The organism is Glycocaulis albus, assembly GCF_014639075.1.
In the GTDB taxonomy this organism is placed as follows: Bacteria; Pseudomonadota; Alphaproteobacteria; order Caulobacterales; family Maricaulaceae; genus Glycocaulis; species Glycocaulis albus.
In genome coordinates this window covers 58,011-70,191 of sequence record NZ_BMFS01000001.1, presented here as the reverse complement: position 1 = coordinate 70,191, position 12,181 = coordinate 58,011, and the positions used below count along the sequence as shown (strand labels likewise).

At 63.3% G+C, this 12,181-nt stretch carries 11 protein-coding genes; 3 read left to right on the top strand and 8 right to left on the bottom strand.

Annotated features, from left to right (window positions below):
- Positions 1 to 36: 36 nt before the first annotated feature.
- The gene (locus IEV75_RS00355) at positions 37 to 1,164 is read left to right on the top strand and encodes a serine hydrolase domain-containing protein (RefSeq protein ID WP_188450565.1); all 1,128 of its coding nucleotides are present in this window, start codon (positions 37 to 39) and stop codon (positions 1,162 to 1,164) included.
- Here the strand turns inward: IEV75_RS00355 and IEV75_RS00350 are convergent.
- Positions 1,158 to 1,697 (bottom strand): NUDIX hydrolase, encoded by a 540-nt coding sequence (locus IEV75_RS00350; protein WP_188450564.1) that lies wholly within the window; start codon positions 1,695 to 1,697, stop codon positions 1,158 to 1,160. The genes IEV75_RS00355 and IEV75_RS00350 overlap by 7 nt on opposite strands.
- A 130-nt stretch (positions 1,698 to 1,827) precedes the next feature.
- Here IEV75_RS00350 and IEV75_RS00345 point away from each other — a divergent pair, with 130 nt between their 5' ends.
- The gene (locus IEV75_RS00345; RefSeq protein WP_188450563.1) at positions 1,828 to 2,352 is read left to right on the top strand and encodes a MarR family winged helix-turn-helix transcriptional regulator; all 525 of its coding nucleotides are present in this window, start codon (positions 1,828 to 1,830) and stop codon (positions 2,350 to 2,352) included.
- Between the two features lie 3 nt (positions 2,353 to 2,355).
- On the opposite strand, the gene IEV75_RS00340 is transcribed toward IEV75_RS00345, so the two are convergent.
- The 5 genes from IEV75_RS00340 to ccmA form a co-directional block, all read right to left on the bottom strand.
- Positions 2,356 to 2,916 (bottom strand): DsbE family thiol:disulfide interchange protein, encoded by a 561-nt coding sequence (locus tag IEV75_RS00340; RefSeq protein WP_188450562.1) that lies wholly within the window; start codon positions 2,914 to 2,916, stop codon positions 2,356 to 2,358.
- A complete protein-coding gene (ccmD, locus tag IEV75_RS00335; protein ID WP_188450561.1) occupies positions 2,913 to 3,068 on the bottom strand; it encodes a heme exporter protein CcmD in 156 nt (51 codons plus the stop codon). The genes IEV75_RS00340 and ccmD overlap by 4 nt, the downstream gene beginning before the upstream one ends.
- Positions 3,068 to 3,799, bottom strand: coding sequence for a heme ABC transporter permease (locus IEV75_RS00330; protein ID WP_188450560.1), 732 nt, complete (start codon positions 3,797 to 3,799; stop codon positions 3,068 to 3,070). The genes ccmD and IEV75_RS00330 overlap by 1 nt, the downstream gene beginning before the upstream one ends.
- Positions 3,800 to 4,019: 220 nt before the next feature.
- Positions 4,020 to 4,688 (bottom strand): heme exporter protein CcmB, encoded by a 669-nt coding sequence (locus IEV75_RS00325; RefSeq protein WP_188450559.1) that lies wholly within the window; start codon positions 4,686 to 4,688, stop codon positions 4,020 to 4,022.
- Positions 4,685 to 5,293 (bottom strand): heme ABC exporter ATP-binding protein CcmA, encoded by a 609-nt coding sequence (gene ccmA / locus IEV75_RS00320; protein ID WP_188450558.1) that lies wholly within the window; start codon positions 5,291 to 5,293, stop codon positions 4,685 to 4,687. The genes IEV75_RS00325 and ccmA overlap by 4 nt, the downstream gene beginning before the upstream one ends.
- Before the next feature lie 261 nt (positions 5,294 to 5,554).
- On the opposite strand from ccmA, the gene acnA reads away from it, so the two are divergent.
- On the top strand, positions 5,555 to 8,233 hold the full coding sequence (gene acnA, locus IEV75_RS00315) for an aconitate hydratase AcnA (RefSeq protein WP_188450557.1): 2,679 nt from the start codon (positions 5,555 to 5,557) through the stop codon (positions 8,231 to 8,233).
- 272 nt (positions 8,234 to 8,505) lie between these two features.
- Here acnA and IEV75_RS00310 read toward each other — a convergent pair whose 3' ends face one another.
- Together IEV75_RS00310 and pnp are read right to left on the bottom strand one after the other, a co-directional pair.
- Positions 8,506 to 9,840, bottom strand: coding sequence for a hypothetical protein (locus tag IEV75_RS00310; RefSeq protein ID WP_188450556.1), 1,335 nt, complete (start codon positions 9,838 to 9,840; stop codon positions 8,506 to 8,508).
- A gap of 164 nt (positions 9,841 to 10,004) precedes the next feature.
- Entirely contained in the window at positions 10,005 to 12,134 is a 2,130-nt protein-coding gene (gene pnp / locus IEV75_RS00305) for a polyribonucleotide nucleotidyltransferase (protein WP_188450555.1), read from the bottom strand.
- Between the last annotated feature and the right edge of the window lie 47 nt (positions 12,135 to 12,181).

Sequence of the window (12,181 nt, the reverse complement as noted above, 5' to 3'; positions counted from 1 at the left end):
TGATCGCGCCGCGAAGCCGGGCTACGGCCTTGCCCCATGAGCATCACGATACACGGACATGTCGCGCCCGGCTTTGAAGCCGTAGCCGACGCCATGCGCGCCAATTTCGAGGCCGGTGACGAGATCGGCGCGGCTTTTGCCCTTTACGAGAAGGGCGAGAAGCGCGTCGATATCTGGGCAGGCCATGCCGACCGCGCGCGCACCAGGGACTGGAGCGAGGACACCCTCATCCCGGTCTTCTCCACCGGCAAGGCGATCAGCGCGACTGTGGCAGCTTACGCTGTCGATCAGGGCTGGCTCTCCTACGATACGAAGCTGGCCGGTATCTGGCCGGAGTTTGCCGCCGAAGGCAAAGAGCGCGTCACCTTCGGCGATGCGCTCTCCCATCAGGCGGGCCTGCCGGGCTTCACCGAAGCCATGGAGGCGTCTGACTGGTTCAACCGCGAGCTGATAGAAGAACGCCTTGCTGCCATGGCGCCAATGTGGCCGCTGGGTGAAGGCAGCGGCTATCACCCGATCACATTCGGATTTCTGGCCGATGCCGCCATCCGGCGGGCTGATCGACAAGGCCGCACGATTGGCGGGCTGCTTCGCGAAGTTATCGCAGGACCGCGCGGTATTGATGTCCATATCGGCCTGCCTGAAGCCGAACATGCCCGCGCAGGCGAACACGTATTGCCGCCCCGCCCGCCGCATCTGGGCAAGATGAATGCCGAAAAGCAGGCCGCCTTCCTGAAAGCCTGGTCATCACCCGGACGGCGCGGCGCAGCCGAGTGGCGCACGGCCGAATTTCCCGCCGCCAATGCGCACGCCACCGCCAGAGGGCTGGCCGAGCTGATGGGCGTGTTCGCAGCAGGCGGGCTCTTGCGCGGTGAACGCCTCCTGAGCGAAGCGGTCACTGCCGAGGCGATGGAAATCCGCGTGGCGGGCGAAGACCGCGTCCTGCCTTTCGACATCGCGTTTGGTGCAGGCGTGAATGTGAACCGCGATTCCGGCTGGTTCGGCCCGGAGCCCAAGGCCGTCGGCCATTACGGGTTTGGCGGCTCATGCGCCTTTGCAGACCCGGTAACGGGCCTGTCCGGTGCCTATGTGATGAACCGGCAGATGGATGTGCTGGTGGGCGACCCTCGCGCGATAAGGCTGATCGAGGCGGCGTATCAGTAAGGCGTGATCCCCTTGGCCTGGGTGCGCATTTCCGGCGCGACACCGCTCTTGCCCTGCCGGGCGAGATAATCGTCGACTGCCCAGCGTACCGACGGAAAGGCAAACTCGGCTTCGGGCAGATCGTCGAGCGCGAAGAAGCGCACCTCCAGACTCTCCGGGCCGGGCCTGATCTCCGGCTCGGCAAGCCGCGCGCGGAAGAAAATCTGCACCTGTGATATGCGCGGCACCGAATAGACGCCGATCAGATCTTCAATCGCGATCACCGCATACGCCTCCTCCCAGGCTTCGCGTTTCGCCGCCTCCTCCACGCTCTCGCCCTGCTCCATGAAACCGGCAGGCAGTGTCCAGAAGCCCGAACGCGGCTCTATCGCCCGGCGGCACATCAATATCTCCCCGGCCGCATTGAACACGACAGAGCCAGCGACGATTTTCGGGTTCACATAATCAACAAATCCGCAGGTGGAGCATACATTGCGGGTGCGGTTATCGCCTTCCGGGACGGTGCGTTCGAACTTTACCGGCTGGTCTGGCATGATGCTGCGCTGGCCTCCTCATGGATTGCCTGACACCGCCCCTTTTCCGTATCAGGACGGAATTGACATTGAACCGTGACATTTCACGTGTAGTCTAGCCGAAGCTCAGTCATCGGATGAAGAGGGCATTATGGGTGACAAGGCAGAATTTGATCTGGCCGCCTCGCCGGGCCAGCTCCTCCACCGGGCTCAGCAATTTGCTTCCGAGCGCTTCTCGGCGGCCACTGGCGGGGTGGAGATCACCCAGCGCCAGTTTGCGGTTTTGAGCGCGCTGAAAGAAGCCGACGGACAGACCCAGACCCAGCTGGTCCAGCGCACCGGGATTGACCGCTCAACGCTGGCAGAACTGGTCAGCCGCATGGCCACGCGCGGGCTTTTGGCCCGCGAAAAAGCCCCCGGCGATGCACGTGCCAATGCGGTGAAACTGACCGATGAGGGCCGCGCCCTCCATCAGACTGCGGTGGATGGCGCAAAAGCCGCGGATGAGGCGATCCTGTCCGTCCTCGCCAAGAACAAGCGTTCCAACTTTGTCGATGCGCTGGTGCGCATATCGCGCGCGCTGGATCCGGACGCCGGCCCCAAGGGCAAGGACAAGGCGGCCAAGAAGGACGCCAAGGACAAAGACAAGAAGAAAAAGAAGAAAAAGAAGAAGTAGGCTCTACCGGCCGCTCGTGCCGGGGCTGGCCTCAGCCTCTCTCACCGCCGCATTCCAGACCGGCGCCAGACGCCTGTCCCATATCTCCGGCGTGATCGCCCCGCGCCAGCGCGCACGGATAATGCCCTCTCCATCAATGATGAAGGTCTCCGGCGCGCCGGTAACGCCCAGCTCCAGCGCGGCGCGGCGCTCATGATCTGCGGCCAGTGTCGCGAACGGATTACCCAGCCGGGCCAGGAAGGCGAGGCTGTTTTCCGGCCGGTCGGCATAGGTGATGCCGTGAATGGGAATGCCGCCCGCCGCCAGCTCTTCCAGCAGCGGGTGCTCGATCTCGCACGGCGCGCACCAGCTCGCCCAGAAGTTCAAGAGGTACGGGCCTTCGATCACGTCAGGATCGAAATGGGCGAACCCTGCGCCAAATTCCGTAACGGGAAGCTCCGGCAGCGCCCGCCCCGTCATCGGATCGCCCGGCGTGCCTTCACGTTCGCCTGTCAGCGCGATGGCAAACACCACAAGGAGAAGGGCAATCGCGCCCAGCGGCGCCCAGAACACGATCCGGTTCATGGCTGGCCGTCTCCGGACAGTTTCTGCCATTCGCGCGCCCTGGCCCTCTGGCGAAAGCTGAGCCAGATGAGAAACGCAATGCCGCCAGCACTGAGGCCATAACAGCTCCACACCCAGACCGCATGCCCGCCCATCGCGAAGAACTCGGCCATCACGTGCCCTCCCCCTCGATACGGCGGCGAGCGCGCGCCTCGGCGCGCTTTGCCAGGCTCATATTGCGCACATTCATGAGGACGAGCGCGGTCATCAGCGCGGTAAACGCCAGCGCCATCACGAGAAGTGGCCAGAGCTGGCTCATGTGAATGGTCGGGCCGTCAAGCCGGATCACGCTGGCCGGCTGGTGCAGCGTATTCCACCAGTCCACGGAGAATTTGATGATGGGCAGATTGATGAGCCCCGCCATGGCCAGGATCGCGCCCGCGCGCGCAGCGAGGCGCTCATCCTCGATGGCAGCCCTGAGGGCCATGTATCCCAGATACAGCAGGAACAGGACCAGCATGGAGGTCAGGCGCGCATCCCATTCCCACCACGTCCCCCACATGGGCCGGCCCCAGAGCGAACCGGTGGCCAGCGTCAGGAAGGCGAAGACCGCCCCGATAGGCGCCAGCGCCTGCGCGGCGAGGTCTGCGATATTGTGGCGCCAGATGAAATAGACAAAGCTCGCCCCGCCGAGGCCCGCATAGGCCGCCATCGACAGCCAGGCCGACGGTACGTGCACATACATGATGCGCACCGTATCGCCCTGCTGATAGTCCGGCGGGGAGATGATCAGCGCCCAGGGCAGGCCGATGGCAAACAGGATCGCTGCGCCCCAGCCGAACCACGGCACAAGCCGCGCCGCAAGACGCTCGAAACGTTCAGGATTGGCAAAGGCGCTCCACATCGGGCTTCACCTAGACTTTGCGCCCTTCATCCGCAAGCGGACGCAGCGCCGCACCTTTTTTGTCCTCCCCCACATTCGTGGGGTCGGTCCTCGCTTGCCGCTCGCAGGCTCGCTATCGCTGCGGGCGGGCGGTCGCCCTTGCGGCGCTGCGCGCCGGGGTAATCTTTCCCCTCATCCTGAGGGCGAACGTAAGTGAGCGTCTCGAAGGACGAGGGAAAAATCACTCCAACCGCCCCCTCAACGCCGCCGCCATTCCGAACGGCGCCAGCGCGAGGGCTGCCAACGAAAACGCACCCGCCAGCATCAGGTTTGCCCCGGCAAGGCCCGTCCCTTCCAGCGCAGCGCGGCCTGCACCCGCCACGAACACCAGCAGCGGCACCTGCAACGGCGCGGCGATGAGCGCGATGAGCAGCCCGGAGCGCTTCACCCCCGCCGCCAGCGCGCCGGCAAAACCCGACACCAGCGCGAGACCGGGAAGGGCCAGGACCAGGCCCAGACTGAGCGCTCCGGCAGAAGGTCCGTCCATGCCATAGGCCATGGCGGCCACAAACCCGATCAGAGGCGCAGGCCAGAGCACCGCGCTGACATAGGCGCCGGCCTTGATGACCGAAAGCGCGGTCAGGGAGACCGGAGAGAGCGCGTAAAGCTCCAGCGTGCCATCGGAGAGATCATCGCCAAACAGGCGCTCTGCGCCCTGCAAGCTGGCCAGCAGGGCCGCAAAGGCGATGACGCCCGGCGCCGCCGCACGCAAAATATCGGGGTCCGGCCCGATGGCCAGCGGCACCAGAGCCAGCGCTGCGAGCATGAAGGCGGCAGGCCCGGCCGGTCCGCCGCCGCCCGCAGCCGCCAGACGCCATTCGCGCACGAAGACGGCGGCAAACGCGCTCATGTACCCGCCTCCGATACACCCATCTCGAGCGTGCGCACATCGCTCCAGCCAAGGTCTGCATGTGTAGCGGCGATGACCATGCCGCCCGAGGCGCGGAAATCCGCCACCAGAGCTGCGAGCAGCGCCTTGCCTTCCGCGTCCAGCGGGGCCGCCGGTTCATCCAGCAGCCAGAGCCGGGCGTGCGGGTCGAGCGTCATCCGCGCCAGCGCCAGACGGCGCTTCTGCCCGGCAGAAAGCTGGCCACAAGTGCGAAACACAAGGGCGCTCAAGCCCATCACCTCCAGAGCGGCCCTGCCATCGCCTGCCCCGTGCAGACGGGCCGCAAAAGACATGGCTTGCATCACCGTCTCGGCGGATTTCAGCGCATCGCCATGGCCCAGATACGCCAGAGGCGCCGCCGTGATGCTGCCCGCATCGGGCCGGACCAGACCTGCAATCGCGCGCAGCAGCGTCGTCTTGCCCGTGCCGTTGGGGCCCGTCAGCACCAGCGCCTCACCGGGCTTGAGGCTGAAAGTGAGATCGCGCACCAGCACACGCCCGCCGCGCGACAGGATCAGGCTTTGAACGCCAAGACTGGCGGTGGTATCAAGGGCAGTGACGCTCATCGCCAAGCCACTAGCGCAATATGCCCGCACACGCCAATGGGACATTGTGGCCCCAAGACCGGTGAAATAGCGCCTTGATGCATTGCAGCGCAGGGGAAGCAGGGCTAAAAGGCGCGCCAAGGGCGGCTTTCGCGCCGGATGCGCTCATCGATATGCGTAGGCCAGCGGGAAACCGTCTCCTCTTAAGCCTGACGAGCCGGATCGCGGGATATCCCTCTCCCCCGCACCATCGGCAGGGCAGACCCGCGATAAGGATGTGACATGGCTTCTCTGGACAGCTTCAAATGCCGCCGCGAAATGACCGTAGACGGCAAATCCTACCAGTATTTCGACCTGAAAGAGGCCGAGAAGAACGGCCTGACCGGCGTGTCGAAACTGCCCTACACGCTCAAGGTCCTTCTGGAGAACCTGCTGCGCTTTGAAGACGGCTCGACCGTCACCAAGGCCGATATCGAGGCCGTGGCCGAATGGGTCAAGACCGGCAAGTCCTCCCACGAAATCCAGTACCGCCCGGCGCGCGTTCTGATGCAGGATTTCACCGGCGTTCCCGCCGTGGTGGACCTCGCCGCCATGCGCGACGCCACCAAGGCCCTTGGCGGTGATCCCAAAAGCGTCAACCCGCTGGTGCCGGTCGATCTGGTCATCGACCACTCGGTCATGGTGGATACGTTCGGCACGGCCGACAGCTTCAGAAGCAATGTCGAGCGCGAATACGAGCGCAATGGCGAGCGCTACAAATTCCTCAAATGGGGCGCGAGCGCGTTTGACAATTTCCGCGTCGTTCCGCCCGGTACCGGCATCTGCCACCAGGTGAATCTCGAATACCTTGCCCAGACCGTCTGGACCAAGGAAGAGGACGGTGTCGCTTACGCCTTCCCGGACACGCTTGTAGGCACCGACAGCCACACCACCATGGTCAACGGCATGGCCGTTCTCGGCTGGGGTGTGGGCGGTATCGAGGCAGAGGCCGCCATGCTCGGCCAACCGGTCTCCATGCTGATCCCGGAAGTGATCGGCTTTAAACTGACCGGCAAGCTGCCCGAAGGTGCGACCGCCACCGATCTGGTGCTGACCGTCGTGCAGATGCTGCGCAAGAAGGGCGTGGTCGGCAAATTCGTGGAATTCTACGGCGCAGGCATCGATACGCTCTCGCTGGAAGACGCGGCGACTATTGCCAACATGGCCCCTGAGTACGGCGCGACCTGCGGCTTCTTCCCCGTCGATAACGAGACCATCGACTATCTCGCCTCCACCGGCCGTGACGCATCGCGCGTCAAGCTGGTGAAGGAATACTCGCGCGCTCAGGGCATGTTCCGCCCCGAACGCACCGACGAGCCCGTCTATACCGACACGCTGCACCTTGATCTCGGCTCGGTAGAGCCCTCCCTCGCCGGGCCGAAGCGCCCGCAGGACCGCGTGGCCCTGAAAGACGCCGCAGACGAGTTCGCGCAGGTGCTCGATGCCGAGTTTAAAAAGCTCGAGGACGGCGCCCGTCAGGTGCGCGTCGAGGGCGAGCAATACTCGGTCGGTCATGGCAGCGTGGTGATCGCGGCCATCACCTCCTGCACCAACACCTCCAACCCGTCCGTCATGCTGGGCGCGGGCCTTGTCGCCCGCAACGCGGTAAAGCGCGGCCTGAAAGTCCAGCCCTGGGTGAAGACGTCACTGGCGCCGGGCAGCCAGGTCGTCACCGACTATCTGTTGCGCGCCGGCCTGCAGGACGATCTCGATGCGCTCGGCTTCAATCTCGTAGGCTATGGCTGCACGACCTGTATCGGCAATTCCGGGCCTTTGCCTGAAAAAGTCTCCAAGGCGATTGCCGAGGGCGATCTCGTGGCCTGCTCGGTCCTGTCGGGCAATCGCAATTTTGAAGGCCGGGTCAATCCGGACGTGCGGGCCAACTATCTGGCGAGCCCGCCCCTGGTCGTCGCGTACGCACTTGCCGGCACGATGAATATCAACCTCACCGAAGACCCGATCGGCTATGACGGCAATAACGAGCCGGTTTATCTCAAAGACATCTGGCCGACATCCGCCGAGATCGCCGAAGTGGTCCGCTCGGCCGTCACGCCGGACATGTTCGCCAGCCGCTATGCCGACGTCTTCAAGGGCGATGAGTACTGGCAGGGCATCGAGAGCGGTTCGGGCCTCACCTACGATTGGCCGGACTCCACCTATGTCGCCAACCCGCCCTTCTTTGAAGGCATGACGACGGATGTGACCCCGCCGTCAGATGTGAAGGATGCGCGGATACTCGGCCTGTTTGGCGATAGCATCACCACCGACCACATCTCGCCGGCCGGCTCCATCAAGGCCTCCAGCCCCGCCGGGCGCTGGCTGCAGACGCACGGCGTCGAGCCGCTCGAGTTCAACTCCTACGGCGCGCGCCGTGGCCATCACGACGTGATGATGCGCGGCACGTTTGCCAATATCCGCATCAAGAACCAGATGGTGCCTGGCGTTGAAGGCGGCGTGACCATCCATCACCCGTCGGGCGAACAGATGTCCATCTATGACGCGGCGATGAAATATGCCGAGGAAAGCCGTCCGCTGGTCGTCTTTGGCGGCAAGGAATACGGCACCGGTTCTTCCCGCGACTGGGCGGCCAAGGGCACGCGCCTTCTGGGCGTGCGCGCTGTCATCACCGAGAGCTTTGAGCGTATCCACCGCTCCAACCTGATCGGCATGGGCGTGCTCCCGCTGGTCTTCAAGGACGGGCAGAGCTGGTCTTCGCTGGGCCTGAAGGGCGACGAGACGGTCACGCTCGACGGCGTTTCGGCCATCACTCCGCGGGCGGATGTGAAAGCGGTGATCACTTCGTCGGACGGTTCTTCGAAAACGGTGACGCTGCGCGCCGCCATCGATACCGAGAACGAGCTCGACTACTTCAAGAATGGCGGCATCCTGCACTACGTCCTGCGTCAGCGCGCGGCGGCGTAGGGACCTTCCGTAGCGATATGAATGCAAGGCCCCGGATGGAAACGTCCGGGGCTTTGTTTTGCAAACATGCGGGTACTGGGTCCCCGCTCGGGGGCGGGGACCCCGGAATGTGGAACCAAAACCCCTAGACCGGGTTCCCCGGCTTGACCGGGGATCCAGAAGAAACCCGCGCAGCTGATTGCAAAAAGGCGGACGCGGGTCGGGCCAGAACAACAAAAAAACCCCGGACGTTTCCGTCCGGGGCTTTTCATGTCTGTTGTCGGAATGCGCGCTCAGAAGCGGGCGGTCAGTCCGATCAGCAGGGCTTGCGATTGCACGCTGCTGTCAGCGACATCCTGGATGCCGACAAAGGGCTGCCAACCTTCATTCAGCACCAGCTCCACTCCCAGATCGACAAAGCGGTTCAGGTGAAGTTCGCCGCTGATCACGTGCTGGTAGACAGCATCGAATTCGGTTCCGTCCGGACCCAGAATGGAGCCGGACAGCACCGCCGCCAGCGTCGCGTCATAGCCGGCCACTTCGGTACGGTAACGGCCCATAATGCTCAACGCCGAGAGCTCTCGGGCGCCCGGCAGGGGCTGTCCTGTATCGTTATTGTAGGACACCGCCACCCAGGGGCGCGTTGTCTGGGTATATTCGACCGCGAGATCGTAGCGCGGCGTGGTGTATTCCGCCGCCACATCCCACAGGCCAACCCGCTCGGCGATATAGACGCGTGGCGGACGCGGCGCGTTGGGCGGCCCGAAGCGATTGATCGCCTGGAAGGTGTGGGCGGTGAAATTATTGTTGTAGATCGTGTCGTGCAGATAGCTGGCCGAGATGCGCAAGGCACGCGCCTCATCGAAGCGGAAGACGCGCTCCGCCTTCAGGGCAAAATTGCTGCCGAGGCCTCCATTGCGGTCGAGTGTCTGGCCGGTGCGCAGCATGCGGTCACCATCGGCAAGCGTGGCAGAGACACGCCAGTCATCACCGATATAGCCGAGCTCGACTACAGGCGAGTCCGCCAGCGTCCAGAAGAAGTGCTGGTTGATGGTGTGGGTGAACGGATTGTAGCCGGTCTGCTCGCCGAAATCGATGGTCTTGCGGCCATAGGCGATATAGCCGCCGAACACATCAAGATTACCGAGGACGGCGTAGAATTCCCGCGCCTGCACCTGGTTCTGATCGCCGGTGAAGGTCACTTCGGAGTATTCGTATTGCAGATAGCCCGTCAGCCAGTCACCCAGCGTTCCGGTAAAGGCTATACCCGCGGCATTGACCACGAAGTCATCATTGCGCGTGCCGGGGCCATGCTGGTTGGGAAAACGGTTGAGGATCGGGAATTTCCCGGCCGTGTCCGTCCGTTCGAAGAATTGTGCCGCCTTGAAGTATCCGCCAATCGTCAGCGTATTGGCGTCAATGACACCGGCGCGGCGCGCCCGCAGCAGCCACGGCGCATCGCCGGTCACAAATTCCTGTGTATCGGTCATGGCGAGGCTCACCGCCGGATTTACCCGGACATACTGACCGAGCGGTGAATAGGCCTGTTCTCCTTCAACCGGATTCTGGCCATGCGCAAAGCCCCCGATGGCGGCCGCTATCACCGCACCGGCAAACAAATATTTCATTTTATTGGATAACTCCCGCTGATTCGCGCGCCGGCCCCGCCCGGCGCGCAAGTTTCTTAAAGCAAGTGATCAGAGGGTCAACCACCACAGGACTGGTTTTCAGCAACAAAAAAACCCCGGACGTTACCGTCCGGGGTTTTTCATGTCAGGCAAGGGAACGAAGCTTACGCTGCGTCGCCTTCAGCGGCGATTTCCTCACCCGTGTCCTGATCAACGACCTTCATGGAAAGTTTGACCTTCCCGCGATCGTCAAAGCCCATCAGCTTCACCCATACAAGGTCGCCTTCCTTGACGACATCGTTGGGGTGATTGACGCGCTCGGCTTTGAGTTGCGAGACGTGCACCAGCCCGTCACGCGCGCCGAAGAAGTTCACGAAGGCGCCAAAGTCCATCACCTTGACCACCTTGCCCTGATAGATCGCGCCCTGCTCCGGCTCGGCCGTGAGCGAGTGGATCCAGTCGCGGGCCGCCTTGATGGATGCGCCGTCCGACGAGGCGATCTTGATCGTGCCATCGTCCTCGACATTCACCTTGGCGCCGGTTTTCTCCACGATTTCGCGGATCACCTTGCCGCCCGTGCCGATGACGTCCCGGATCTTGTCGACCGGAATTTTCATCTGCTCAATGCGCGGCGCGGTCTCGGCGAGCTCGCCGCGGGCACCGGTAAGCGCCTTGTTCATCTCGTTGAGAATATAGGCGCGACCGGCATGAGCCTGGCTCAGCGCGGTTTCCATGATCTCTTTCGTGATGCCGGCGATCTTGATGTCCATCTGCAGCGAGGTGATACCCACTTCGGTACCCGCCACCTTGAAGTCCATATCGCCCAGATGGTCCTCGTCTCCGAGAATGTCAGAGAGGACGGCGATGCCTTCAGGGTCCTTGATCAGGCCCATCGCGATGCCCGAAACCGGACGCTTGATCGGCACACCGGCATCCATCAGCGCGAGGGATGAACCACACACCGTTGCCATCGAGGACGAGCCATTGGACTCGGTGATCTCCGAGACCAGACGGATCGTGTAAGGGAAGTCTTCCGCACCCGGCAGCACCGCGCGCATGGCCCGCCAGGCCAGCTTGCCATGGCCGATCTCGCGGCGGCCCGGAGCCAGGCGGAACGAGGTTTCACCGACCGAGTAGGGCGGGAAGTTGTAGTGGAGCATGAAGCGCTCCTTATACATCCCCGTCAGATCATCGATCATCTGCTCGTCTTCGCCGGTGCCGAGCGTGGCAACGACGAGGGCCTGGGTTTCACCGCGGGTGAAGAGCGCAGAGCCGTGCGTGCGCGGCAGGATACCGACTTCCGACACGATCTGGCGCACATCGTCCAGCTTGCGGCCATCGATGCGCTTGCCGGTCTTGATGATGCCGCCGCGCACGACAGACGCTTCCACATCTTTCAGCACGCCCTTGAGCACCGCCGGATCGACACCGTCCGGATTGGTTTCCGACAGGGCAAGCTCGGCAATGGCCTTTTCCTTCGCGGCGCCAACCGCAGCATAGCGCTCGGTCTTGTCCTTGATGGTGTAGGCTTTGGCAATCTCCTTGCCGACAAGCTTTTGAACTTTCGCTTCCAGCTCGGAATGGTCTTCCGGCACGAAGTCCCACGGCTCCTTCGCCGCTTTTTCCGCCAGGCGGATGATCATGTCGATCACGGGCTGGAAGGCCTCGTGGCCGGCCATCACGGCGCCGAGCATGACCTCTTCGGTCAGTTCCTTGGCTTCGGACTCGACCATCATCACGGCGTCGCCGGTACCGGCAACGACGAGGTCGAGCTCGGACTCTTTCATCTCGTCAATGGTCGGGTTGATGACATAGCCGCCATCCTTGTAACCCACGCGCGCCGCGCCGATGGGACCGAGGAAGGGCAGGCCCGACAGCACCAGCGCCGCCGACGCGCCGACCATGGCCACGATATCGGGATCGTTTTCCATGTCGTGCGACAGGACGGTCAGCATGACCTGGGTGTCGTTCTTGAAGCCTTTGGGGAAGAGCGGGCGGATCGGCCGGTCGATGAGGCGCGAGGTCAGCGTCTCCTTGTCGGTCGGACGGCCTTCGCGCTTGAAGAAGCCACCGGGGATCTTGCCGGCTGCGAAGTATTTTTCCTGGTAGTTCACGGTCAGCGGGAAGAAGTCGATCCCGTCCTTGACCTGTTTCATCGCCACGGCGGTCGCGAGCACGCTTGTGTCGCCGTAAGTGACCAGAACCGATCCGGTCGCCTGGCGGGCCATGCGGCCGGTTTCAATGGTGAGCTGGCGTCCAGCCCATTCGATCGTCTCTTTTTGAATATTGAACATGTTCTCTCGTACGTACGGACAGGGCCATGACCATCACGGCCCTTAAG